22 protein-coding genes are annotated in these 24866 nt (G+C 73.0%); 11 read left to right on the top strand and 11 right to left on the bottom strand.

Annotation, left to right across the window (positions count from 1 at the left end):
* Nucleotides 1-7: 7 nt before the first annotated feature.
* The gene (locus ACQP2F_RS21330; protein WP_433306632.1) at nucleotides 8-589 is read right to left on the bottom strand and encodes an OsmC family protein; all 582 of its coding nucleotides are present in this window, start codon (nucleotides 587-589) and stop codon (nucleotides 8-10) included.
* A 108-nt stretch (nucleotides 590-697) separates the two neighbouring features.
* On the opposite strand from ACQP2F_RS21330, the gene ACQP2F_RS21325 reads away from it, so the two are divergent.
* From ACQP2F_RS21325 to ACQP2F_RS21315, 3 genes are all read left to right on the top strand, one after another.
* Nucleotides 698-3808 (top strand): ATP-binding protein, encoded by a 3111-nt coding sequence (locus ACQP2F_RS21325; RefSeq protein ID WP_433306631.1) that lies wholly within the window; start codon nucleotides 698-700, stop codon nucleotides 3806-3808.
* Nucleotides 3809-3915: 107 nt separating this feature from the next.
* Entirely contained in the window at nucleotides 3916-4335 is a 420-nt protein-coding gene (locus tag ACQP2F_RS21320) for a YciI family protein (protein ID WP_433306629.1), read from the top strand.
* Nucleotides 4335-5570 carry an RNA polymerase sigma factor gene (locus ACQP2F_RS21315; RefSeq protein WP_433306627.1) on the top strand — a complete coding sequence of 412 codons (1236 nt, stop codon included), beginning with the start codon at nucleotides 4335-4337 and terminating at the stop codon, nucleotides 5568-5570. Before ACQP2F_RS21320 ends, ACQP2F_RS21315 begins: the two co-directional genes overlap by 1 nt.
* Here the strand turns inward: ACQP2F_RS21315 and ACQP2F_RS21310 are convergent.
* The 3 genes from ACQP2F_RS21310 to ACQP2F_RS21300 are packed head-to-tail and all read right to left on the bottom strand — an operon-like array spanning nucleotide 5557 to nucleotide 6999.
* A complete protein-coding gene (locus tag ACQP2F_RS21310) occupies nucleotides 5557-5970 on the bottom strand; it encodes a nitroreductase/quinone reductase family protein (protein ID WP_433306625.1) in 414 nt (137 codons plus the stop codon). The genes ACQP2F_RS21315 and ACQP2F_RS21310 overlap by 14 nt on opposite strands.
* Nucleotides 5970-6221, bottom strand: a complete 252-nt coding sequence (locus tag ACQP2F_RS21305) for a hypothetical protein (protein ID WP_433306623.1) — start codon at nucleotides 6219-6221, stop codon at nucleotides 5970-5972. The genes ACQP2F_RS21310 and ACQP2F_RS21305 overlap by 1 nt, the downstream gene beginning before the upstream one ends.
* A gap of 55 nt (nucleotides 6222-6276) precedes the next feature.
* A complete protein-coding gene (locus ACQP2F_RS21300; RefSeq protein WP_433306621.1) occupies nucleotides 6277-6999 on the bottom strand; it encodes an MBL fold metallo-hydrolase in 723 nt (240 codons plus the stop codon).
* 71 nt (nucleotides 7000-7070) lie between these two features.
* Between ACQP2F_RS21300 and ACQP2F_RS21295 the strand changes: the two genes are divergently transcribed.
* Entirely contained in the window at nucleotides 7071-7805 is a 735-nt protein-coding gene (locus ACQP2F_RS21295; RefSeq protein ID WP_433306619.1) for a GlxA family transcriptional regulator, read from the top strand.
* 49 nt (nucleotides 7806-7854) lie between these two features.
* The gene (locus ACQP2F_RS21290; protein ID WP_433306617.1) at nucleotides 7855-8646 is read left to right on the top strand and encodes an SAM-dependent methyltransferase; all 792 of its coding nucleotides are present in this window, start codon (nucleotides 7855-7857) and stop codon (nucleotides 8644-8646) included.
* Nucleotides 8647-8652: 6 nt separating this feature from the next.
* Here ACQP2F_RS21290 and ACQP2F_RS21285 read toward each other — a convergent pair whose 3' ends face one another.
* Both ACQP2F_RS21285 and ACQP2F_RS21280 read right to left on the bottom strand, forming a co-directional pair.
* Nucleotides 8653-9099, bottom strand: coding sequence for a hypothetical protein (locus tag ACQP2F_RS21285; RefSeq protein ID WP_433306616.1), 447 nt, complete (start codon nucleotides 9097-9099; stop codon nucleotides 8653-8655).
* Nucleotides 9100-9187: 88 nt separating this feature from the next.
* A complete protein-coding gene (locus ACQP2F_RS21280) occupies nucleotides 9188-10546 on the bottom strand; it encodes a TrpB-like pyridoxal phosphate-dependent enzyme (RefSeq protein WP_433306614.1) in 1359 nt (452 codons plus the stop codon).
* A 28-nt stretch (nucleotides 10547-10574) separates the two neighbouring features.
* On the opposite strand from ACQP2F_RS21280, the gene ACQP2F_RS21275 reads away from it, so the two are divergent.
* On the top strand, nucleotides 10575-10796 hold the full coding sequence (locus tag ACQP2F_RS21275; protein ID WP_433306612.1) for a hypothetical protein: 222 nt from the start codon (nucleotides 10575-10577) through the stop codon (nucleotides 10794-10796).
* Nucleotides 10797-11339: 543 nt separating this feature from the next.
* On the opposite strand, the gene ACQP2F_RS21270 is transcribed toward ACQP2F_RS21275, so the two are convergent.
* A complete protein-coding gene (locus ACQP2F_RS21270; protein WP_433306610.1) occupies nucleotides 11340-14027 on the bottom strand; it encodes a hypothetical protein in 2688 nt (895 codons plus the stop codon).
* 184 nt (nucleotides 14028-14211) lie between these two features.
* A complete protein-coding gene (locus tag ACQP2F_RS21265) occupies nucleotides 14212-17991 on the bottom strand; it encodes an NACHT domain-containing protein (RefSeq protein ID WP_433306608.1) in 3780 nt (1259 codons plus the stop codon).
* 123 nt (nucleotides 17992-18114) lie between these two features.
* Between ACQP2F_RS21265 and ACQP2F_RS21260 the strand changes: the two genes are divergently transcribed.
* Nucleotides 18115-18276: a hypothetical protein gene (locus ACQP2F_RS21260; protein WP_433306606.1), complete on the top strand. Its 162-nt coding sequence runs from the start codon at nucleotides 18115-18117 to the stop codon at nucleotides 18274-18276.
* 310 nt (nucleotides 18277-18586) lie between these two features.
* On the opposite strand, the gene ACQP2F_RS21255 is transcribed toward ACQP2F_RS21260, so the two are convergent.
* The 3 genes from ACQP2F_RS21255 to ACQP2F_RS21245 form a co-directional block, all read right to left on the bottom strand.
* Nucleotides 18587-19159 carry a phosphoesterase PA-phosphatase gene (locus ACQP2F_RS21255; protein WP_433306604.1) on the bottom strand — a complete coding sequence of 191 codons (573 nt, stop codon included), beginning with the start codon at nucleotides 19157-19159 and terminating at the stop codon, nucleotides 18587-18589.
* 70 nt (nucleotides 19160-19229) lie between these two features.
* Complete coding sequence (locus tag ACQP2F_RS21250; protein ID WP_433306602.1) at nucleotides 19230-20306, bottom strand: hypothetical protein; 1077 nt, start codon at nucleotides 20304-20306, stop codon at nucleotides 19230-19232.
* 2 nt (nucleotides 20307-20308) lie between these two features.
* Entirely contained in the window at nucleotides 20309-20866 is a 558-nt protein-coding gene (locus ACQP2F_RS21245) for an RNA polymerase sigma factor (protein WP_433306600.1), read from the bottom strand.
* 80 nt (nucleotides 20867-20946) lie between these two features.
* Here ACQP2F_RS21245 and ACQP2F_RS21240 point away from each other — a divergent pair, with 80 nt between their 5' ends.
* The 4 genes from ACQP2F_RS21240 to ACQP2F_RS21225 all read left to right on the top strand — a co-directional run bounded on the left by ACQP2F_RS21240 (nucleotide 20947) and on the right by ACQP2F_RS21225 (nucleotide 24747).
* Nucleotides 20947-21687 carry a maleylpyruvate isomerase family mycothiol-dependent enzyme gene (locus ACQP2F_RS21240; RefSeq protein WP_433306599.1) on the top strand — a complete coding sequence of 247 codons (741 nt, stop codon included), beginning with the start codon at nucleotides 20947-20949 and terminating at the stop codon, nucleotides 21685-21687.
* A 91-nt stretch (nucleotides 21688-21778) separates the two neighbouring features.
* A complete protein-coding gene (locus ACQP2F_RS21235; protein ID WP_433306597.1) occupies nucleotides 21779-21958 on the top strand; it encodes a hypothetical protein in 180 nt (59 codons plus the stop codon).
* 451 nt (nucleotides 21959-22409) lie between these two features.
* A complete protein-coding gene (locus ACQP2F_RS21230; RefSeq protein ID WP_433306595.1) occupies nucleotides 22410-23096 on the top strand; it encodes a hypothetical protein in 687 nt (228 codons plus the stop codon).
* Nucleotides 23097-23196: 100 nt separating this feature from the next.
* A complete protein-coding gene (locus ACQP2F_RS21225) occupies nucleotides 23197-24747 on the top strand; it encodes an alpha-L-arabinofuranosidase B (RefSeq protein WP_433306594.1) in 1551 nt (516 codons plus the stop codon).
* Nucleotides 24748-24866: the final 119 nt, after the last annotated feature.

The following is a 24866-nucleotide window of genomic DNA, read 5'->3' as shown; positions in this document are numbered from 1 at the left end:
ACGGGGCCTACCGGCTCGGGGTGGCGGCGACGTCGATGACGACGTCGGTGCCGTTGGTCAGCACGTCGTACACGGCGGACCGCCGGCGGGACCGCTCGACCAGCGCGGCCAGCTCCTCCGCGCTCGCGTCGCCGTCCACCTCGAAGTGGACGCGGATCTGCCGGTAGCCGTTGCGGACGTCGGCGGCGAGCCCGAGGATGCCGAGCAGGTCGATGTCGCCCTCGACGGTCGACTCGACCCGGTGCAGGGTGATGCCCCGGGCGGCGGCGATGTTGGCCAGGCCGGCGGTCAGGCACGCGGCGACGGCGTGCAGCAGGAACTCGACCGGCGTCGGTCCCTTGCCGGTGCCGACCAGGACGGCCGGGTGGTCGGCGTCGTAGGTGAACGGCTCGGTGCGGGTGGTGTCCTCCTGGCCGGCGCCGAAGAAGCCCTGGATCGTGGTGCGGTTGTGGGTTCCGCTGATCCACGTGTTGCGGGCCCGGAACTGGAAGCCGGCGATCTCGGGGCTGGCCTTGACGGCGTCGAGGGTGGCGAACAGGGTGGGTACGTCGACGCCGTTGCGGGCGACGCGGGTGGTGGTCTCGGACATGACAGCGGCTCCTCGGTGTTTGTGAAAACCTGTCGCCCGGGACGCTAGGGAGCGGACCTTCCCCGGACCTTCCCCCGGCGTTCCCCGTCCCGACCGGGGAGGATGGCTGTGCCCGACGTCCGGATCACGCTGCTGGGAGGCTTCGGCGTCGTCGTCGACGGCCGCGGGGTCCCGGCCGCGCAGTGGCGGCGGCGGCAGGCGGCGGCACTGGTCAAGATCCTGGCGCTGGCGCCGGGCCGGGCGCTGCACCGCGAACGGGTGATCGACGCGCTCTGGCCCGGGCTGGAGGTCGGCGAAGCGGCGCCCCGGCTGCACAAGGCGGCCCACTACGCCCGCCGGACGCTGGGCGACGCCGGTTCGCTCGTGCTCGGCGGCGAGTCCGTCGCGCTGTGTCCCGGCGCCGCGGTCGACATCGACGCCTGCCGGTTCGAGCGGCTCGCCGAGGCGGCGCTGGCCGCGGGCGACCCGCGGGCCGCCGGGCGGGCGGCCGACACGTACACCGGGGATCTCCTGCCGGACGATCCGTACGAGCCGTGGACCACGGCGCCGCGGGAGCGGTTCCGGCTGCTGCACTCCCGGGTGCTGCGCCTGGCCGAGCGGTGGGAGACGCTGGCCGAGGCCGAGCCGGGCGACGAGCAGGCGCACCTGGTGCTGATCCGCCGCCGGGCCGACGCCGGCGACCGGCGCGGCGCGCTGCGCCAGTTCCGGCAGATGGAGCGGGAGCTGCGCCGTGAGCTGGGCGTCTCGCCGAGCACGGCGGCGCTGCGGCTCCGCGACGAGTTGATCGGGGAGGGCCGCGCCGCGCGGAGCGGCACGCCCGCGGTCGCCCTCGTCGGCCGCGGACCGGAGCAGGCCCGGATCGACCGGCTGCTCGACGCGGCCCGGCAGGGCCGCGGCCGGATCCTGTTCCTGGCGGGCGCCGCCGGCGTCGGCAAGTCGGCCCTGCTCGCCCGGGTCGAGACCGCCGCGGCCGGCCGCCGGATGCGGATCGGCCGGGGCGCCGCCGCCCGGATCGAGGGCGACTGGCCCTACGCGCCCGTGCTGGAGGCCCTGGCCGACCTGTCCCGGCAGCATCCGAGCCTGCTCGACGGGCTGGACGACGCGTTCCGGGAGGAGATCGAACGGGCGCTGTCCGGACGGCAGTTCAGCTGGGACGGGCGGGGCGCGCATCAGCGGCTGTTCATCGCCGTGGCCGAGCTGGTCGGCCTGGCGTCGGCGGGCGAGGGCGCCGTGCTCGTGGTGGACGACGTCCACGACGCCGACGAGGGCAGCCTCCGCCTGCTGCACTACCTGGCGCGTACGGCGGTCACCCAGCGCCTGCTGATCGCGGTCGGGCACCGGCCGGTGCGGTCCGGGACGCTCGCCGAGGTTCGCCGCAGCCTGCTGGCCCGGGGCAGCGCCGTACCGCTCGACCTGGCCCCGCTCCAGGCCCCCGACGCGGCGGCCCTGGCCCGCCGGCTCGTCCCGCGGGCGGACCCGGTCATGCTCGACGCGATCGGCCAGGCGTCCGGCGGGTTGCCGTTCGCGATCCTGGAGATCGCGCGGGGCATGGCCGCCGAGGGCCCGGGCCGGGCGGCGGGGACGCTGGTGCCGGCCGCCCTCTCCGAACGGGCGCGAAGGGCCCTGTCGGCGGCCGCGGTGCTGGGGTCCACGGTCGACGCCGACGAGTTCGCCGGGGTGACCGGGCTGTCCGACGACGACGCCGACGCGGTGCTGGAGCAGGCGGTCGAGCTGCGCGTCCTGCATCGCGCCGAGGCCGGCTACGCGTTCCGGCACGCTCTGGTGCGCGAGGCGTTGCTGGAGGCGGCCGGGCCGGACGGCCGGCGGGAGGCGCACCGGGCGGCGGCCCGGACGCTGGAACGGCTCGGGCGGTCGCCGGCCCGGATCGGGCACCACCTCGTCCAGGGCGGCCGGGAGAAGGCCGCCGTGGGCTGGCTGCTGACCGCCGCCGAGACCCAGGCCGCGCTCGGCGCCTACCGCGACGCGCTGGCCACCCTCGAGACCGTCTCGGCCGCGGCGTCGGGACCGGACCGGGCCCGCCTGCTCACCCTGCGGGCCGACCTGCTGACCGCGTGCGCCGACCTCGGCGCGGTGGACGCCTACCGCGACGCCCTGCGCGCCGTGTCCGACCCGGCGGCCCGCAAGCCGTTGCTGACCCGGCTCGCCCGGGCGGCCACCACGGCCGGTGACCTGGAGACGGCCGAGGTGGCGGTGGCCGGGCTCGATCTCGACGGCAGCGACAACGACGCGGCGCTGCTGCTCATGCGCGGCAACCTCGCGTACTACCGGAACGACTACGCCGCCGCCGAGGAGGCGGCGGCCGAGGCCCGCCGGCGGGTGGCGCTGGGCGGCCAGAGCTGGCGGTTGTTCGACCTGATCGCCCTGCAAGGCCTGCTGGCCCACCACCGGGGCGAGTGGTTCCAGCGGCTGCGCGGCGAGCTGCGCAACGTCATGCGGCGGCCGGACCTGGCGGTCGGCATCTTCGACTCCCACCTGTGCGTGGCCGAGTTCCTGCTCTACGGCCCCACCCCGTACGACGAGGTGATGGAGCTGGCCCGGCAGCTGCGGGACACCGCCGAGCGGGCCGGCGTGCCGCGGGCGGTGGCCTTCGCCACCGCGCTGCGCGGCGAGGCGGCGCTGCTCAAGGGCGACCTGACCCTGGCCGAGACCGAGCTGCGGGCGGCGGCCGGCCTCCACCACGACCTGGAGTCCCCGACCGGGGAGGCGCACTGCCTGGAACGCCTGGCCGAGGTCGAGCTCGCCCGCGGCGACCGCGCCGCCGCCGGCCTCCTGCTCCACCGGGCGTTGCCGCTGGCCCGCTGGTCGATCATCGGCCAGCATCTGCTCCAGCGCGTGTGGGGCACGATGATCATGGCGGCGCCCGGCCCGGAGGCCGCCCGCGCGGTGGTCGACCGGGCCGAGGCGACGTTCGTGGCCGAGGACAGCTGCTCGTTCTGCGTCATCATGTTCGCCGTGCCGGCCGCATGCGCCTGCGCCGACGTCGGCGACCTGGCCGAGGCCCGCCACTACCTCGCCCGCGCCGAGACCTCCGAGGCCATGTGGGAGGGCACCGCCTGGCAGGCCTCCCTGCTCGAGGTCCGGGCCCACATCGCCCGCGCCGACCACGACGACAGCACCGCGCGCCGCCTGTTCGGCGAGGCGGCCGCCCAGTTCGAGGCGGCCGGCCACCCCCTCGACGCCCAACGGTGCCGGGCCTGATCCCGCGCGGGAAGTTTCCGGGCCGCCGTGTCGATCGGGGCCGCCGCCGTCCGACCTTGGGATGAGAGGGTCGGAGCGCGACCCCGCGAGCGAGGAGAGAACCCACCATGGCGAAGTACATGCTCATCATGCGCGGCACGGACGAGACGGTGGCCAAGATGATGGAGACGCCGTTCGAGGAGATGCTCGAGACCATGGGTCGCTTCAACGACGAGCTGATCCGGGCCGGCGTCCTGGTCGCGGTCGAGGGGCTCGACGACCCCCGCCAGGGCGTGGTCGTCGACCACACCGGCGAGACCCCGATCGTCACCGACGGGCCGTACGGGGAGACCAAGGAGCTGTTCGGCGGCTTCTACATCCTCGACGTCGCCTCCCAGGAGGAGGCCGTCGAGTGGGCGAAGCGCCTGCCCGCCTTCCCCGGCACCAAGACCGAGATCCGCCGGGTGCCGAGCATCGGCGAGTTCCCGCAGGACAACGAATGGGTCGTCAAGGAGAAGGCCTGGCGCGAGCGGACCGGCCAGCTCTGATGCAGCCGGTCGAGGCCGTCTGGCGGATGGAGTCGGCGCGGATCGTCGGCGCGCTCGCCCGTTACACCCGGGACTTCGCGCTCGCCGAGGACGTGGCCCAGGAGGCGCTGGCCGAGGCGCTGGTCTCCTGGCCGCGCGACGGCGTGCCGGCCGACCCGGTGGCGTGGCTGCTGTCGACGGCCCGGCGGCGGGCCATCGACGCCTTCCGCCGGCGGTCGGCCCGGGACGACCGGTACGCGACGCTGGCCGCTTCCCGGGAGGCGGCCGGGGACGACGAGCTGCCGTGGGACCCCGACCGCATCGAGGACGACCTGCTCGCCCTGATGTTCATCTCGTGCCACCCGGTGCTCTCGCCCGAGGCCCGGGTGGCGCTCACCCTGCGCGCGGTCGGCGGCCTGACCAGCGAGGAGATCGCCCGCGCGTTCCTGGTGCCGGTGCCGACCGTGCAGGCCCGGATCACCCGGGCCAAGAAGACGATCGCGGCCGCCGGCGTGCCGTTCGAGCTGCCGCCGGCCGAGGAGCGGCGGCAGCGGCTGGGCGGTGTGCTCAGCGTGCTCTACGTGATCTTCACGGAGGGATCGACGGCGACGGCGGGCGACGATCTGTTGCGCACCGATCTCGCGTACGAGGCGATCCGTCTCGCCCGGATGCTGTGCTCGCTGCTGCCGGCCGAACCGGAGGCGCACGGCCTGCTGGCGCTGTTCGAGCTGACCGCCTCGCGGTTCCCGGCCCGCACCGGTCCCGGCGGCGAGGCGATCCTGCTGGAGGACCAGGATCGCCGGCGCTGGGACCGGTCGGCGATCCGCCGGGGACTGGCCGCGCTCGGGCAGGCGGCGAAACAGGGCCGCGGCCTCGGCCCGTACGGGCTGCAGGCCGCGATCGCCGCCTGCCATGCCTGCGCCGCCTCGGTCGCCGCCACCGACTGGGAGCGCGTCGTTCTTCTCTACGAGGCTCTGGGCCGGGTGGCGCCGTCGCCCGTGGTCGAGCTCAACCGGGCCGTCGCGGTCGCGATGGCCAGCGGGCCGCGGCCGGCGCTGGAGATCGTCGACGACCTCGTCGCCACCGACCGCCTGGCCGGCTCGCACCTGCTGCCGACGGTGCGCGGCGAGCTGCTGACCCGGCTGGGCCGCACCGCCGAGGCCCGGGCCGAGCTGGAGCTGGCCGCCCGCCTGTGCGGCAACGTCCAGGAGCGCGCGGTGCTGCTGCGCAAGGCGGCCGCGCTCAGCGACGGATGAGCTCGACGACCGGGATCTCGCGCCCGGCCGCCTTCACCTCGTGGTCGGCGAAGAACGGGTAGGCGGCCTTGATCTCGTCCCACGCGCGTGCCCGGTCGTCGCCGGTCAGCGGCACGGCGGTCGCGTCGTACGACGAGTCGCCGATCTCGACGGTCACGGCCGGGTCGGCGACCAGGTTGCGGTACCAGTCGGGGTCGGCGGTCGCGCCCGCGTTGGAGGCGATCACCAGCAGGCGGTCGCCTTCCCCCGCGCGGTGGAACATCATCGGCGTCGTGTGCCGCCGCCCGGTCCGGGCGCCGGCGGTGGTGAGCAGCAGCAACCGGTCGCGGTGCATGCCCTCGATCTCGCCGCCGGCCCGGAACTGCCCGATCACCCGCTCGTTGATCGCCCGGATGTCCATCAGCCGAGCGCCTTGAGCTGCTCCTCGAGGCGCTCGCGACGCTGGGTCAGCACGTCGATGACGGCCTCGGTCTCGTTGAGGTTCGTCAGCTCGCTCGCGATCTCCTCCGGCTCGACATAGCCCTCGGACGTGTCGGTGTCCTCGCCGCGGCGGGCCTGCACATCGCCGGCGACCCGGCGCAGCTCGGCGATCTCCGCGTCGACGTCGCTGATTTCCTGGCGGAGCTGCTCGGGCGTGGTCTCGTCGCTCATTCCACCATCCTAGAACCCGCATGATCCGGTACGCGTCCCCGGCCGCGCCGCCCGGCTACGGTCGGGTGGGGTCGGGCAGGCCCGCCGCCGTGAAGGCCTTCCGCACGTCCTCCGGGCCTTCGGTGAAGTGCGCCCAGCTGTCGATGTGCGCGGCGTGCACCTCGCCGGCGCGCAGGATCCGGGCCGCCTGCACCATCCCGGCGGCGTCGAGCGTGAGGTTCGCGTCGCCGACCAGCTTCGTGCGCGCGGCCCCGCCGAAGAGGATCGCCACGTCGATCGAGGGGAACCGCTCCGCGATCCCGGCCACCACCCGCAACGAGGCGTTGTCGCCACTCACGTACACGGTCGGCAGGCCTTTCCCCTGCAGCACGAACCCGGTGACCGGCCCGACCAGGTGCTCGACGCCGTCCGGACCGTGCTGCGCCGGCACCGCGGTCACCGTGACCCCGCCGTCCAGGTCGATCACCTCCCACGTCGCCAGCCCGCGCGCACTGATCCGCTCGGCCGCGGCCGGCGTGCTCAGCACGAGCGGCACCGTCGCGGAGAACTCGCGGCCGGCCCGATCGAGGTTGTCCGGATGCTGGTCGTGCGACAGCAGCACCACGTCGATCGTCCCGGCGGCCGGGCGCGGCAGCAGCGGCGGCGCGGTCCGGGTCAGCTTCCGGTCGCCGATCGGGTAATCGCCCGGCTCGTCGAATGTCGGGTCGGTCATGAACGTGACACCGCCCAGCGTGAACTGCACGGTCGGGCCGCCGAACGAGCGGATCGCCAAACTCATGACGCCCATGTTGGGCCTCACCAGCACAACGGCACAGTGGCGCAAAAGCCATCCTGCGATAAATTCAAGCCATGACCCGCAGCCGTACGACGGTGGGCGTGCTCGTCGGCGACGATGCGCCCATGCTCGAGGTCGCGGTGGCCCCCCGTGTGTTCGAGGCCGGCCGGCACGAGGTGCGGGTCGCCGGGGAGCACGAGGGACCGCTGCGCACCACGGCCGGCATCGCGATCACCCCGCCCTGCCCGCTCACCGCGCTCGACGAGGCCGGCATCGTGGTCGTCCCCGGCTGGCGGCTGCCGGGCGGCACCCCGGTCGGTCCCGGCATCCTCGACGCGTTACGCCGCGCCCACGACGAGGGCGCCACCGTGGTCGGCCTGTGCCTCGGCGCGTTCGTGCTGGCCGAGGCCGGCCTGCTCGACGGCCGGCGGGCCACCACACATTGGCGGTACCTGCCCGAGCTGGCGGCCCGGTTCCCCGGCATCGAGGTCGTCGCCGACGCCATGCGGCACGCCCTCGACCACCTGGGCGACCCGGCCCTCGACGTCGACCGGCTCGCCACCGTCGTCCACGTCAGCCGCCGCACGTTCGACCGCCGCTTCCGCGAGGCGGCCGGCTGCTCGCCACTGCAGTGGCTGCTGCACCAACGTGTGCTGCACGCCCAGGACCTGCTTGCCGGGACCGAACTGACGATCGACGGCGTGGCCCGGGCGGCCGGTTTCGCCGGCGGCGTCGCGATGCGCCCGCACTTCCGCCGGATCCTGGGCGTCTCCCCGCAGGCGTACCGCGCCGCCTTCAAGATTGATTGATCCCACTATGATCGCCCTCACGTCAGCCGATGCAGGGGAGGCACAGGCGATGGGCGACACCGGGCCTTCGGGCACGTTGGACACGGGAGTGCCGCACGGCGCCCGGATCTGGAACTACTGGCTCGGCGGCAAGGACAACTTCGCGGCCGACCGTGCCGTCGGCGACCAGGTCAAAGAGGTCTACCCGGACGTGGTCGAGGTGGCCCGGGCGTCCCGGCAGTTCCTCGGCCGTGTCACCCGCTTCCTGGCCGGCGAGGCCGGCATCCGCCAGTTCCTCGACGTCGGCACCGGCCTGCCCACCGCCGACAACACGCACGAGGTGGCCCAGCGCGTCGCCCCCGAGTCCAAGATCGTCTACGTCGACAACGACCCGCTCGTGCTGGTCCACGCGCGGGCCCTGCTGACCAGCAGCCGCGAGGGCGTGACCGACTACGTCGACGCCGACGTCCACGACCCCGGGAAGATCCTGCGCGCCGCCGCCACCACGCTCGACTTCGCCCAGCCGGTGGCGCTGATGATGCTGGGCATCCTCGGCAACGTGGCCGACGACGACACCCCCGGCCCGGCCGAGATCGTCGACGCGTTCGTGAGCGCCGTGCCGTCCGGCAGCTACCTGGTGCTGAACGACAGCGTCATCACCGCCGAGACCGCCGAGGCGGTGAGCACGGCCCGCAGCGGCGGCGCCGACTACCACCTGCGCACGCCCGAACAGATGCGGGCCTTCTTCACCGGCCTGGAGCTGCTCGAGCCGGGCGTGGTGTCCACCCCGTTGTGGCGCCCGGAGGCCGGCGCCGAGCCGGCCCACCTGAACGTCTACTGCGGAGTCGCCCGCAAGCCGTGAGGCGGCTCAGCTCGATTCCTCGCCCGAGCGGTTCAGGTACGCGTGGACGAGGGCGTTGCGCTGCTCGTAGGTGACCGTGCCCTTGAACCGGACACCGTCGATCCCGATCTCGACGTCGGCCGGTTGCCGGCGCAGCCAGGAGGCGATGACCTCCAGCACCGAGGTCACGAGCACCGGCGCCGGCGTCACCACGAGGCTCCCGGGTGGTTCGCCGGCCGGCCCGACGGCGACGTCGCCGACGTCCAGGAGCGTCTCGCGGAGGTTCCGCGTCAGCTCCGCCACCCGGGAGTCGTCGAGGCCGTCGCCGCACAGGGTCAGGCGCAAGCCGTTCGCGTTCACGTTTCCTCCGGCCGTCGGTCGCCGGCCCGCGTCGCGCTTCCGCCGGGACGCGGCCGGCCCGGTCCGGCGCACGAGAACGATGCCGGCGGCGGGAGCGGCGCGGCGACGGTTCATGACCTTCACCATGACGGCGCTCGCCGGACACCGGACATCAGCCGGACGGGTCGATCCGCCGCCCGGACACCCCATTGCGCCGGACGGATCAGGCCGGGACCGCGGGCAATCCGGCCAGCGCGGTCGCCACGGCCTCGTCGGAGAGCTCGTGGTCGGCCATCTCGCCGGCCAGGAACGTGCCGTACGCGGGAAGGTCCAGGTGACCGTGGCCGCACAGGGCGGTCAGGATCACCTTCTGCTCGCCGGTCTCCTTGCAGCGCAACGCCTCCTCGACGCACGCGGCCAGGGCGTGCGTCGGCTCCGGCGCCGGGATGATGCCCTCGCTGCGGGCGAAGCGGACGCCCGCCTCGAAGCACTCCCGCTGCGTCTTGGCGACCGCCTCGATCAACCCGAGCTCGTAGACGTGCGAGATCAGCGGCGACATGCCGTGGTAGCGCAGGCCACCGGCGTGGATCGGGTCCGGGATGAACTCGTGGCCGAGCGTGTGCATCTTCATCAGCGGCGTCATGCCGGCGGTGTCGCCGAAGTCGTACGCGTACGTGCCCTTGGTCAGCGACGGGCACGACGCCGGCTCGACGGCGCGGATCGTCGGCGCCATGCGGCCGGCCAGCTTCTCGCGCAGGAACGGGAACGCCAGGCCGGCGAAGTTCGAGCCGCCGCCGGTGCAGCCGACGATCAGGTCCGGGACGTCGCCGGCCTTGGCCAGCTGGAGCAACGCCTCCTCGCCGATGATCGTCTGGTGCAGCAGCACGTGGTTGAGCACGCTGCCGAGCGCGTAATTGGTGTCCGCGCTCCGGGCGGCGACCTCCACCGCCTCGCTGATCGCGATGCCGAGCGACCCCGGCGACTGCGGATCCTCGGCCAGCACCTTGCGGCCCGCCGCCGTCAGCGGGGACGGCGACGGATGAATGGTGCCGCCGAAAGTCTCGATCATGATTTTCCGGTACGGCTTCTGGTCGTACGACGCACGCACCTGCCAGACCTCGCACTCCACCCCGAACTGTGCACAGGCGAAGGCGAGCGCCGTCCCCCACTGGCCGGCGCCGGTCTCCGTGGTCAGGCGCCGCACGCCCGCCGCCGCGTTGTAGTACGCCTGGGGAACCGCGGTGTTCGGCTTGTGCGAGCCGGCCGGCGACACCCCCTCGTACTTGTAATAGATCTTCGCCGGCGTGCCGAGCGCCTTCTCCAGACGCCGCGCCCGATAGAGCGGCGACGGTCGCCAGAGCCGGTAGACCTCGAGCACCTCCTCGGGAATGTCGACGTAGCGCTCCGGCGTCACCTCCTGCGCGATGAGCGCCATCGGAAACAGCGGCGCGAGATCATCCGGCCCGACCGGTTGCAGCGTGCCCGGATGCAGCACCGGAGGCGGCGGCGCCGGCAGATCGGGCACGACGTTGTACCAGCGGCGGGGCATTTCCTCTTCGGACAGAAGAATCTTGGTGGTCATACGCCCGATCATCCTCCGCCGTGCAGACATGACCGAGGAGTCCACCCACACTGTTGACACAACGGAAGAGATGAGCGGGACGGCCTCTTCCGCGGAAGGCGGCCCGGCGTCGTCGTGGGGCGACCTGCGGGAAGCGATCGACGACGCAGCTGTCGACCAGACCGAGCCGATTTCGCGGGCCGATCGCCCCGAGGTGGAGTCGCACGCCGCGGTCGAGCGCCACGACGGTGGCGACTCCCGCAAATGGTGACATCGGAGCAGCCGCCGAGATCGCGCTGCGGGCCCGCTTCGTCGAGCAGCACGGTGAGCTGGTCAACGCCTTCTACTGCGTGAACGTCATCGCCGGCTGCGCGCTCACCGAGCGTTCCGAGCGTCGACGGCGCCGGCGGTACACGACCCGCACGCTGCACACGGTCATGAACCGGGCCTCGCCACGGCCGGCCGAGCTCGAGGACACCTGCAACAAGCTCGCCGCCCGCGCCATGGGTCCGGGCGCCATCCGGCCGCTGGTCGGCGCCACCTTCGGCGCCGTGGCCTATCTCGGTTCTCGTCGCGGGCATTCTGGGCTCGACCACGACCGCCGCCAGTCCGACAGTCGCGTTCGGCCTTGCCGCGATCACCGGCTTCAGCGAGCGGCTCGCGACCGACGTGGTGAAGCGCGCGGAGGCGTTCGGCACCGTGGCGACCGTCCGAGAGGGGGATCCGGCCGCCTCCGGACGGGTCCGACCGGCGGCGTGCATGCCGGTCGCAGTCCGGCCGGCCCACCGTGGCGGGCCGGCCGGCACCGGGCCGCCTATCCCGCGGTGACGACGCCGGTGAGGACGGCGGCGCCGCTCACGTCGTCGGTGTGCAGGACGACCGACTCGTCGGGCTCGGTCAGCGTGTCGGTGATGGTGGGGATCGAGAGCTCGCCCGTTGTCCGGCCCGGCTCGACGGAGGCCCACGGCACGACGCCGGTCGAGGACAGCGGGCGGGACGGCTCCGGGTCCTCGAACGAGTACCAGGTGAACCAGTCGGGGTCGACGTCGGTGCTGGACAGCTCGGCGCCGGCGGTGGGCGCGACCGGCACGCCGGCCACGTAGTACGGCGTCTCGGTCGGCGCCGACAAGGTGAACGGCCACGTCAGCGCGCCGCCCTCGGCCACCCGCACGGTGGTCGGCGACCAGGTGACGGCCGGGCGCGGATCGTCGTCGACGACCTGGATGCCACCCGAGTAGTCGCCGATCACGAAGCCGCTGACCGTCTTCGCGTACAGGTAGGAGGCCTCGCCCTCGCCGAAGAGGGTGTCGCCCTTGACCTCGACCGGCACCGGGATGCTGCGGGCGCCGGGGCGCACGGTCGCCAGCCAGGTCCTGACCGCGTAGCTGGTGCCGTCGACCAGGAACAGCCGCACGACGCCGCCGCCCCGGCCGGTGATCTTCACCGGCACCTGGTAGGTCCTGCTGCCGGCGTCGCCCTCGGGCGCCTGGATCTCGCCGATGTCGATGCGCGGCAGGCTCGCCTCGCGCGGGTCCGGCGTGCCGGGGTTCCAGCCCCAGGCGTCCAGCAGCCAGGCCTTGCCGTTCGCGCTGCGCGGGGTGATCTGCAGCGCGGCGATCCGGCCCGCGAAACCGCGGAGCGAAACCCGGACTTCCTGGCCCCAGTACGCCGAGTTCAGCCCCGCCGCCGGCAGGCCGTCGAGCCGGGCGTCGCCGAGGTCATGGCGCTTGCCGTCCTCGCCGGTCACGCTGACGGTGAAGCGGGTGCCGGCCGAGCTCGGCGGGACGATCACGCGCAGCGCGAGCTCGCGCGAGCCCCGCAGCGACACCGGGCGGGCCGGCGACAGGGAGATCGGGCGCCCCGGGCTGGTCCAGCTCAGCGCCGCCGCGTACCGGCCGGGCTCGGGAATCACCGGGCCGAACGTGGTGAAATGCACCAGCCAGGCGTTGAAGTCGTCGGGGTTCAGGCAGGAGCGCGCGGCCACGTCGGTGACCTGCTCGCAGATGCGCGCGCCGGCGGAGACACGCACGCTGGGGCCGGGGGCGAGCAGGGCGGTGCGGTTCGCGCCGAGTGCGGCGCTCAGGACCCGGGCCGGGTACGCGCTGGGAGCACCCCGCCCACTGCCGTCGAGCAGGGGACGGACCCGGTCGTCGCCACCGGCGAACAGACGCGCGGCGGCCGCGATGTAGGTGGCGCCGGCGTTCTGCTGCTGGGTCGCGGTCAGCCGGGTGGGCGCGCCGGGCGAGCACACCGGGTCGGGCTCGTCGCCCGGGGTGAAGTCGTCGGACGAGGGCGCGGCGGCCTGTCCCGGCGTCCACTCGGTGTTGAAGAAGTTGTGGTTGGCGCCGACCACGTAGAGCGCGCTGTGCAGCGCCTTGCCCCTGCTGACGCCCCGGGTCGCATCGACGAACATCTGGCCCTGCAGGTCGTAGACGTCGCCGTCGCAGCCCGGCAGGATCGTCGCCGACGGCACGTCCGGGACCGGGTCGTGCCCGAAGATCGTCGGGCCGATCAGCAGCAGGCCGCGGATCGTCCAGCGGACCGGCCCGTGGTAGCCGTCCTGCGCGGCCGGGGGCGGGGTGAGCGTGTCCATGGCGGCCCGGCTCACGCCCTCGCCACCGCGCGAGTGGCCCATCAGGAACACCTTGCTCAGATCGGGCCGTGCGGAGCGTACGACCGCGGGGGTGGGGGAAGCCGGGTTGGAAGCCCACTCGGCCCACCTGGCCAGATGCAGGCGCACCAGCGAGGACCGCGCCTGGGCGCCGCCGTCGTCCGCCGCCCAGTCCTGGCCGTTGATGCCGTTGGCCGAGATCGACACCGTGAGGTAGCCCTGCGAGGCCAGCAGTTGCTGGGCCTGGAGATAGCCGCGGTAGCTGGGGATGGGTTCGGTGCCGGCCGGGCAGGGCCACTCCTGCGGCACGTCCTCGTCGGCGCCGTGATAGCAGACCGCGTGGCGGCCGTGCAGGAAGAGCGCAAGGGGCCGCTTCCCGGGCGCACTCACCGGCGCCACGACGACGGCTCGCATCTCGACCTTCTCCGGGAAGTCCGGGAGCTTGACGGGGTCGAGGTTGTACTCGCCGCTCGTCGTCCGGTAGGGCCCCTTCTTCCCGGGGTCGACCGCGTTGGGCGGCAAAGCGCCGGTCGCCGCTTTCCCTTCCTGCCCGATTTTCCGGGATTTACCGGGCGATAGCCGGTCGATGCGCTTACCTCCGGCGCGGACGGTGAGGTCCCCGAGGCTTGTCGCATCGTCGAGGGTGAACGTCTTGCCGTCGGGCGCGGGCCGCGGCCGCCCGAGCAGCTTGTCGCCGGACCAGAACTCGACCGCGGCGTCGCCCATCGGGATCCGCTTGTCCGAACGCCACGTCAGCCGCCCCTGTTCGACCGTCCAGCCCGCGTCGACGCCGCCGGGGGTCGCCGGACCTGGCGGCTCGGCACTCGCCTGCGCTTGCCATCCGGCGACGGTCAGAGACAGGGCGAGGGCAGCCACCAGGAATCTCCGCATGCGACTCTGTCTATCCAACCGGCGCAAGTCGGATACCGCGCCGCTGTTCCCCGGAGTGAGCCGCCGTCAGCCTCTGCCGATCGCCGGTCGATCGCCCTGGCCGTCGCCCGCCCGGCGCAGACCGCCGCCCGACCACGCGGGTCCGCCCTACGCGGCCGCCGGTCTGCGGCTCCCGGCGCCCGGGTCAAGACCAAGAACGGACGAGACCGGCCACCTGCTCGGCGAACTTCCGCACGCTCTCGTGCGGATCGAGGGCAGCGCGGTCATCCAGCAGCGGCTGAGTCCCGGGATGACCGGGCCAGCCCACCGCTACGGCATGAAGCGCTGACTTCCGCACTTCTTCGTCGGGGTCCCGGACGGCACGCTCAACCAGCAAGGGCCGACTACCAGCGTCCTCGGGCCATCCGAACGCGATAGTCCATAGGACATCACTTCGTGTGAGCGCGTCGCGGTCGACGACCAGGCGGCGATGAAGCCAGTGCGGCGTGCCGCGCCGGTCGTGCCACCGGTCGGCCACCAGCCGAACGACCTCGCTGCGGACGATGGAGAACGGGCCAGGATCGTCGTCGCCGCGCCGGCACAGCCAGGTGAAAGTGCCCGGGTCGTCCGGCCGGCCACGAGCGACCGCCCGCACGGCATCCCGGCGCACGTTCTCCTCGGGATCCTTCTCCCCTCGATCACGAAGCAGCGCCAGATTGTCACCGGTGCCGGACCAGCCCGCCGCGATCGCCCGGACGGCGGCCGCCCGCACGTCTTCGTTGTCATCGAGGACGGCGCGGACGCGCAGCAGCGGCAGGACACTGGAATCACCGGTCCAGCCGGCGGCCATCGCCTCCAACGCTGCCCGCCGCGCATACCCGAACATGCCGTCGTCGGCGGTGGCCCGTTCGCGCAGCCACGACAGGGTCTCCGGCCGGTCGGGCCAGCCGCTGGCCACGGTCTCGACCGCGATCCGACGCGCGTATTCGTCATCGTCCTCGACGGCTCGGCGCCGCAGCCACGGCAGAGTGGCGTGGTCATCCAACCAGCCCGAGACGACGGCACGCAACGCGTGGTACCGGACCGTCCCGTCAGGGTCGGCCGTGGCGCGTTCACGCAGCCAGTCACGCGCGTCCGGTTCGCCCGTCCAGGCGGCCACGACGGCCTCCATGGCATCCAGCCGCACGAAGGCACGCGGATCGTCGACCGCCCGCTCCCGTAGCCACGCGAAGACGCCGGGATCGGCCGGCCAGCCGGCGGCGATCGCCCGCACTGCTGCCCGGCCGGCGTTGCTGAGGTGGCCCGGATCGTTCGCCGCACGCTCGCGGAGCCAGGCAAGCGTGCCGGGTTCCGTGGCCCAGCCGGCGGCGACCGCCTCCACCGCAGCCTCGCGTACGGCTTCCTCGTCGTCCGCGGCGACGTCGTCGCGAAGCCAGACCAGGGTGTCCGGGTTGCCGGCCTCGACGGTCCCGATGGCGCGCACCGCGGCGCCGCGGACGGCGGGATCCCCATCGGCCGCTCGTTCGCGCAGCCAGGAATCGAGCCCGGGATCGCCGGGCCACCGGCTCGCTATCGCTTCCACCGCAGCGGCTCGCACCGCCCCGTGGGTATCGGCGATTCGTTCGTACAACCAGGGCCGGACGTCAGGATCGCCGGCCCAGCCGCCGGCCACTTCCTGAACGGCGGCTCGCCGCAGGCGTTCGCTAGGGTCGCCGGTGGCCAGGCGGCGCAGCCAGGCGAGCGTGCCAGGATCGCCGGCTTCGACCGCGGCCAGTGCCTGGACCACGGCGATCCGCACATTCACGTCCGGCCCGAGAGCGGCGACGACACGGAGATGGCGGCGGAACGGCTCCGAGGGGTCCAGGACGGCGGCGATCCGCACGGCGAGCGGGATCACGCTGTACTGGGGAAAGAACTGCTGGTGCGCCTCGTGCCCCCGTACGCGGTACCACGCCAGGTAGTGGTCACGACCGGGCCAGTCGGGCCCGGCGACGGAAAGGGCTGGGAGAACCGCCTGCCCGACGGCGTCCATCACGCCGGGGTCGAACGACAGTTCATTGAGGGTCTCGAGGAGGTCGGTGAGGGCCCGCGCGAGGGCGGTGTTCTGCCCCTTCAGGGCGCCGGGCATGCGGATCTCACCCAGGCAGCGCACGGCGAGCAGGATGTGGTGCGGCACGACGCGGGGACGAAGGGACCAGAGAGGGTCGGCGGCCAGCAGCCGCTCGACCACGCGGCCCGCGAGGTCCTCCCGCATGCCGATCAACAGCAGCAGCACCTCGTGCCAGGCCGGATCCTTCCACCGCCGCCCGAAGACGCCCGCAACGAGGTCGTCCCCGGACAGCTCCCCCTTGCCGAACCGGAGATCGATGTCGGCGGCGGCGAAGTACTCCAGGAACGCCCGGTGGACGAAGCCGTACACCTCGCCGCCGAACCGGCTGAGGATGAAGTTCCGGTGCCGGAACTGCTCCACCATGGCCCGGGCCGCGACCCGGGCCGGGCCGGGCGGCAGCCCGTGGCTCTCCTGCAGATAGGCGCGGAACATGTCCAGCAAGGCCGGGCCTGCGATGTGGTTGCCGGCCAGGCCGGCCCGGCTGTCCTGCAGGCGCCGGGCGACCAGCCGCAGGAGCTCGAGCTTGTCCTCTTGATCCAGTTGGGGCAGGCCGGGACCGGCCGCCGCTAGATGTTTACCGACCTCCCAGTGTTCGACGAGTACGGTGACGGCGTGCTCGTACACGCGCCGGCGATCGCGGGGCAGCTCCCCGCGCCGGCCGATAGCCGCCAGGATCGTCAGCAGCAGTGGGTTGCCGGCCAGCTCACGAACCGCGGGCGAGTCGTCGATCGCGGCCAGCAGGCGGTCGGCGAGCCCGCCGGGCGTGGAGGTGGCGTCCAGGAGGGCCGCGCGGTACCAGCGATCCGTGAAGGCGGCGATCCGATCCCGGTCGAGATCCTGGAGCAGATGATGGACGAATCCGGCCGCGTCCAACGCGCCCCGGACGTAGCCCACCCGACGGGAGGTGACCAGAACCCGGACGCGCGGATAGCGGGCGGCGAATCCGGCGATCCGATGGGTGACGCGCTCGCGGTCGCCGAGGTCGAACAGCTCGTCCAGCCCGTCGAACACGACCAGGACGCGCCCGGAGCCGAGCCTCCGTTCGAGCAGTTCCCGAGGCAGTCCAAGCCGTTCGTCGGTGCCCCGGTACTGGTGATCCAGGTAGTCGAGGAAGGTGCCGTCCCGCCATCGGGGCTCGGCGTAGCTCCGGAGCTCGACCAGCACCGGCAGGTCCGCACGCGGGTCCCGGGCGAGTGCTACGGCGAGGAACCGGGCCAGCGTCGACTTACCCGACCCCGGATCGCCCAGCACTACGCTCCGGCGCCCGGCCGGCTCGGCGAGCACGTCCAGAACCGGCCGGGGCGTGCGCTGCTCGTACACCCGGTGCGCTCGCAGCAGCGCCTCTCGGTCGAGACCGGCGGGCAGATCGCGAGCGCCGGCGGCCCCGGGCGCGGCCCGCCGCTGCCACAGCTCCCGGGGAAGCTCGACCGGCGGCGGATCGGGCCGCACGGCCGGTACGACGAAGACTTCGCGCAGCTCGATGTGCGCCGGCTGGTCCTGGCCGTCCAACGGGAGCACCGCGGCGATGTCCAGGCGGCCGTACCGGTTCAGCAGCCGCTCCCGGTACGCCTCCAGCAGGTCGTCGTCGGGCTCGCGGGCACGGCGTCCGGCAGGATAGGCCTCGTCGTAACGGGCGCGCCATCGCGCCATGTCGTGATCGGATTCCACCAGCGTGTGGGGACGACCGTCGGCGTACCGCAGACAGGCGTCGATGAACGCCTCCACGGTGGCCCAGCGTGGGCGACCGTGGCCGGTCGGCAAGCCGATCAGCGTCGAGGTGGCGACGCTGTGCCCCGCCCGGTCGGCGTTTCGTTTCAGGGCATCCTTGGAAGGCCGGCCGGCCCGCTCGTGCAAACCGCGAAGTTCCTCGTGCATGCGCCGTCCGCTCATCCGACCGCCGGCAGTCCATTGTCCGGACGGTCCACAACGAGACCGAACCAGACGTTGCCGCCCCGACGGTGTACTCCATCAAGTTGCCCATCGGCAAGGAGCACATCGATGTCCGGCACACTTCATCAGCTCACGGCCACCATCTTGGGGTTGCTGCCCGAGCTCACCACCGTGGCGCGGTTCCTTACCGCGCTCACCGCGCTCGGGCTGGCCGCCGACCGCGCCGCGCGGAGGTCTCGCCGGCGCCGGCGAGACCGGACGGGACGGTAGCCGGCTGCCGGTGACGCGGGCAGGGGCCGCCGCCGGTGGCCGCCGCGCACGGCCCTTTCGGGGTCGGGTGCCCGCACTGCAGCGCCGGGTCGTGGACGTGGCACAGGCCGGACCGGCCCGCGTTGATGCTGCACGGCGCGCCCCTGCGGGTGGTGGCCCGGCAGGCGACCACCTTGCCTCGCGGCATCGGCACCCCCTTTCCGAGGAAACTGAAGCGCCGAAGGCTACTCGGGTTCACGTCTCCGCGAGTGTCCCCTGTGGATAACACACGCGTCACCGCCGCGGGCGGCTTCGGGGAAGGGAGCTCGAGCTACCGCAGCAGGCTGAAGACCACGCCCGCGACGGTGGCGCCGATCGCGGCGCCCACGATCACCTGGGCCGGGGTGTGGTCGCGCAGGCGGACGCGGGACCAGCCGACGGCGGCCACCACGGGCGCGATCACCAGCAGGAGCGGGCCAAAGACCAGGACCAGCACCACCGCCGAGCCGGCCAGCACGCCGGTGTGGATGCTCGACTTCCAGAAGTGGTTGATGCCGGTGGCCACCACGCCGCCCGCGAACGACGCCACGATCAGGGCGACCAGCTCACGCGGCGCCGCGGTCAGCACCAGCAGGGTCAGGCCCACCGACACCGACAACAGCCCCAGGAGCAGGGGCCGGGTGCGCTGCTCGCGGACCCCGATGTGCCGATCGCTCAGCCGGCCTCGACGGACACCAACGGCAATCATCCCGTACGGGATGAGCGCGCAGAACGTGCTCGCCAAGAGCCCCCACGCCAGGCCTTGGACCGGCCCGGCGGCGTGGATGCCGATGACCACCGGCAGCACGGCGGCCGGCACCGCGGGCGCGAACACCTCGGTGAGCAGGCGGGCGACGGTCGGCATCGCCCTCATCCTGCCCAACGAGGTGTCCCCTGATCATCGCGGGGCCGGAAATTCACCCCGGCCGGGAAGATCAGCCCGCGTCGACGGTGAAGGTGGTCAGCCGCTGGGTCCCGGGACCGATCGGGACGATCACGCCGCGCACGGTCCGCGGATCCCGCCACGCGAGGTCGACGGACGGGGCCTGCTTGCCGGCGGCGAAGCCGGGGATCGGCCGGTCCGCGACGACGCGGCCGTCCCGGGCGACGGCGATCATGCCGTCGTCGTGGACGATCGCCAGGCCCGAGCCGTCCGGGGAGAGGCGCAGCCCGTTGACGAAGTGGCAGTCCTTGCCCACGTCGACACTCCCGGCCGGGCGGCCCCCGGCGGTGTCGAAGACCAGCAGCGAGCACGGGTCCGCCGCCCGGGAGACGACCAGCCGGCGCCCGGCGAGGTCGGCGGCCTGGACCTCGCCGCCGATCGTCGGTTCCGGCACGAGCAGGCGCTCGCGGCCGGAGCTCAGGTCGTGCCCGACCAGGCCGGCCGGCCGCCACAGATACGCGCTCGTGGCGTCGGCCGCCAGCAGGCTGACGGGTGCGCCGGGGCGCCGTACGTCCCGCTTGATCTGGATGTCCCCGCTCGCGGTCGCGACCACCAGGTTGATCTCCAGGCCGGTCACGCCGGGCCCGTCCGGGCGATGGCTGCCGGGCGCCGTGTCGTGCGGGCCGAGCGCCACGATGCGGCCGTCGGGGAGGCCGATCGCGCGGTCCCAACCGTCGGCCCCGTGCACGGCGTGGGTCGTCAAGCGGCCGTCGGCACCCAGCTCGCCGATGCGCTGATCGCCCCCGAGCGTGGCCGTCTGCCCGTTCACCCGGTATCTGCCCGCGGCATCGGCCAGCAGCAGGCGTTGGCTCGGTGCGGGACTTCCGGCGGTCGCCGCGGCGGCGGGCAGCGGCGCCGGCCGCGGGACCGGCCGCAAGCCCCCGCTCGCCGCGACGAAACCGACCACGGCGACGGCTGCGGCTGCGGCTGTGCAAGCTGCCGTCACCTGACGGGCCCGACGCCGCCGGGCCCGCCGCGCGACCCCCTCCAGCCCTTCGCCGCCATATCCCGGCCCCTCGGCGGCAACGGCCCGGACCGCCGCGCCGACGTCGTGCGGAATCTCGTTCACGATCACTCCTTCTCGCTCAGCGCGGATCGCAGCGCGGCCAGGCCGCGAGCCAGCCGGCTCTTCACGGTGCCCTCGTTCAGCCCGAGGGTCTCGGCCGTCTCGGCGGTGGTCAGGTCGAGCAGGATGCGGCAGGTCACCACCGCCCGCTGCGGCGCCGGCAGCCGGGCCAGCGCCGCCCGCGCGGCGACCGCGTTGTCGGGCGGATGCACGGCCCGCCGGTCCTCGCCCGCGGGCGGCCGCTCCCGGCGGATCTTGCGCCACCAGGAGGTGGCCCAGTTCAGCCCCACCCGGAACACCCACCCGGCCGGGTTGTCCAGGCGCCGCACGACGGCCCAGCGCGCGTACGCCCGGGCCATCGCCTCGTCGACCGCCTCCCGCGCGAGGTCGTCCCGCCGCAGCGTCACCGCCAGCGCGCGGTAGACCCGGTCCACATTGGCCCGGTAGAAGGCCTCGAAGCCCTCGCCGGCGCCGGCCGAACCCCCGGCCGAACCCCCGGCCGAACCCCCGGCCGAACCCTCCGCCTGATCCCCGGCCGAACCCTCGTCCTCGCCCACCGGCATCGCCGTAACCACCATGTCCCGTACACGCGCGACCCCGCCGCGGGGTTCCCAAGCAATTCGCCGCCGTAGATCCTGGTGCCATGACGCAACCCGATGTCATCGCCGACCTCGAGGCCGAGCAGGACGCGCTCGAGGCCCTGCTGTCCAAGCTCTCCCCCGCCGACTGGACGAGCCCGTCGGCCGCCGCCGGCTGGACCAACGCCGACGTGGTGCTGCACCTCGCCCAGACCGAGGAAGCCATGGCCGCCGCCATCGAGGGCGGCACGCCGGTCGACTGGCGCGGTTACGGCCCGGACGTGGACGCGGCCATGGACGCCCTCGTGCGCGCCCAGCCGGGCCCGCCCGGGGAGATCTTCGAGCGGTGGCGGGCCGGGCGGCGGGCCGCCCTCGCCGCATTGCGCGCCGCCGACCCGGGGACGCCGGTGCCGTGGGTGTCGGCCTCGCTGAAGCCGCGCACGCTGGCGACCACGCGGCTGGCCGAGCACTGGGCGCACGCGCTGGACATCGCCGGTCCGCTCGGTCTGGACTACCCGGACACCATGCGGCTGCGGCACGTCGCCTGGCTCGGCTTCAGCACGTTGCCGTACGCTTTCCGCCTCGCCGGCGAGACGCCGCCGGCCCTGTTCTGCGACCTGACCGCGCCCGACGGTTCGACCTGGACGTTCGGCGATCCCGCGGCCGAGTCGTCGATCAGTGGTGCGGCCGGCGCGTTCTGCCGGGTGGGCGCGCAGCGTCTGGCGCCCGCCGACTCGGGTCTGGAGACCACCGGCCGGTACGGCGAGACGGCGCTCCGCCGGCTGCGGAACTACGCCTCGACGTAAGAACCATAGCCACTTTGCATCTTTCGTCGGAGGCAGGGTCACCCGAACGGCGGTTGGCGGGCGCATGCCGGAAATCCACACTGACGCGGTGATGAGTCGGACATCCTCGTGGCCGCCGCGGCGGCGTCTCTGGCGGCGGCTCAACCCGATCCAGTGGGCCGCCGTGATCGCGGTGGTGCTGGGCTGGCTGGCCGTGCTCGGCGTGCTGATCGCCGGGCCGGGCCCGCACCCGGCGCCGGCCCCGCCGGCGGTCCACTCCACGCCACATTGAGGACATTGTCCGTTGTGGTGGTTTGCGCGCATCGACGAACGGCACTTTCGGGCTCCGCTTACCCACGGTGACGAGACAGCGGGTGACGGACGGTATACGGTGCGCCTATCCCGAAGCGACCGCCGCATCCGTACGCCATCCGGGAAATGACGACTGACCAGCCGGTTTCCGTTATTTTCGGCCGTGCCGCCTGACTAGCCAGGTGTTTCGAAAGATCGATTCCGCGGATGCCCGACGATCATTGTGGAAAACGTCGCCGATCCGGGGCTCACCTGCCGGAACGCAGATCATTCGAGCGCTTTTCCGGATCGGGGGAAACTATTGACCCGGGGTACATGATGTGGGCGTGGCAGCAGAATCTCACCAGTTGGCGCGGGGGCGGCATCGGCCTCCGGTGGATCCACGGCCCTACCACAACACCGTCGTGTCTTCCCGCACCCGGGTGCGCGAAGTGCGTTATGAACAGCTCGACCTCGGTCGCGGCGAGGCCATTCAGGCGCTGACCCGCGACGTTCTCATTCACCGTTCGCTGGAGGTGTCGCCGAACGGCTTCATCACCATCATCAGCATCATCCAGGGCGTCGCACTCGCGCTTCTCGCACAGAACACGTTTCCGAAGCCATCCGTGCTCGTCGTTGCACAGAGCGTGACTTTGATGCTGGTCTTCGTCTCGGTCTTCTACTACTACATGACGATGAGCATCCTGGTCCGGTGGGCGCCGTCGTTCCTCGACTGCTTCCTGCCGTTCGCGGTCGCCGGGCTGGAGATCCCGCCGGCGTTCTTCCTCGGCGACGCCGTGGCCTGGAGCTCGTGGCTGACCGCATTCTGGTTCTTCACGGCCGGCGGTCTCTGGATCACGATGCTGTGGGCGCCCCCGTCGCACTTCGGCAAGGCCGCCGACGCCCACCGCAAGTTCCAGCTGATGCTGCGGGAGCTGCGGCTGACCGCCATGGTCGGCGGCGTCGCCGTCGCCACCTGCGGCCTCGGCGCCAAGGTTTACCCGCGGCACGAGACCGCGTGGGGCCTGGCCGGGCCGTTCACCGTGCTGCTCACGGTCGCCACGGTGGTCGCCGTCACCGAGCGCCGATCAGCCCAGATCCACACCCGGTACGGGGTGAACCGGCCACCGTTCAACTAGGCCCTTCGACCGGGCCGCGGAGCCATTGTGTTTCGACGGGGTGGCGTCTATGTTAACGTTCACATCCCATCGATGACCCTCGTTGCAGAAGAGGTCACACATGGCACTCCACCGTCCCCCCAAACCCCTGCTGCTCGTCGCGGCCGCCACCGGCGCCCTGCTCACCGGCCTGCTCACCGGCACCGGCGCCGCCCAGGCCGCGACCTCCCAGGCCTGCGACATCTACGCCGCCGGCGGCACGCCCTGCGTCGCCGCGCACAGCACGACCCGGGCGCTGTACGGCTCGTACACCGGCTCGCTCTACCAGGTCCGCCGCGCCTCGGACAACGCCACCGCCAACATCGCGCCGCTGAGCGCGGGCGGGGTGGCGAACGCCGCCGCCCAGGACTCGTTCTGCGCGGGCACGTCCTGCGTCATCACGGTCATCTACGACCAGTCGGGGCGGGGCAACAACCTGACCCAGGCGCCGCCCGGCGGGTTCAACGGGCCGGCCGCGGGCGGGTACGACAACCTCGCCAACGCGACCGCGGCGCCGGTCACGGTCGGCGGCCACAAGGCGTACGGCGTCTTCGTCGCCCCCGGCACCGGATACCGCAACAACAACACCAACGGCATCGCGACCGGCGACCAGCCCGAGGGCATGTACGCGATCTTCGACGGCACCCACTACAACGGCGGCTGCTGCTTCGACTACGGCAACGCCGAGCGCAACAGCCGGGACAACGGCAACGGCACGATGGAGGCCATCTACTTCGGCAACATCAAGGTCTGGGGCTACGGCACCGGGAACGGGCCGTGGATCATGGCCGACCTCGAGAACGGCCTGTTCTCCGGCGTGAACGCGGGCTACAACGCCAACGACCCGTCGATCAGCCACCGGTTCCTGACCGCCGTCATCAAGGGCGAGCCGAACCACTGGTCGATCCGCGGCGGCAACGCCCAGTCCGGCAGCCTGTCCACCTTCTACAACGGCGCGCGCCCGAACGTGTCCGGCTACAACCCGATGAAGAAGGAGGGCGCGATCATCCTCGGCATCGGCGGCGACAACAGCGTCGGCGCGGCCGGCACCTTCTACGAGGGCGTGATGACCTCCGGCTACCCGTCGGACGCCACCGAGAACTCGGTCCAGGCCAGCGTGGTCGCGGCCGGCTACAGCACCTCCGGCTCCGGCACGCCAGGGCCGGCCGTGGGCTCGACGATCTCGCTGCGGGCCACCACCGCCTGCTGTACCACCCGCTACATCTCGCACTCGGGCGCCACGGTCTCGACCCAGGTCGTCTCGTCGTCGAGCTCGGCCACCGCCAAGGCCAACGCGTCCTGGATCGTGCGGGCCGGCCTCGGCAACGGCTCGTGCGTCTCGTTCGAGTCGAAGAACACCGCGGGCAGCTACCTGCGGCATCAGAACTACCAGCTCTACCTGCACGCGAACGACGGCAGCTCGCTGTTCGCCCAGGACGCCACCTTCTGCCCGCAGGCCGGGCAGAACGGGCAGGGCAACTCGTTCATGTCGAACAACTACTCGAGCCGCTACATCCGGCACTACAACAACAACGTCTACATCGCCAGCAACGGCGGCTCCAACGCGTTCGACTCGTCGACCTCGTACGCCGACGACGTGAGCTGGGTCGTCACCGCTCCCTGGACGCCCTGACCCACGCCGGGCCGCCCGGACTCCCCCACCGGGCGGCCCCCGGCAGGATCGATGGATCGACAACTCTCTAAATTGGATGTTCGGCCCATGCCGGGCCGCCCCCTCGTGCGATCGGATGC

Source organism: Actinoplanes sp. CA-030573, assembly GCF_050951115.1.
In the GTDB taxonomy this organism is placed as follows: Bacteria; Actinomycetota; Actinomycetes; order Mycobacteriales; family Micromonosporaceae; genus Actinoplanes.
The sequence above is the reverse complement of the archived record's forward strand: the minus strand, read 5'-3'. Positions and strand labels throughout refer to the sequence as shown.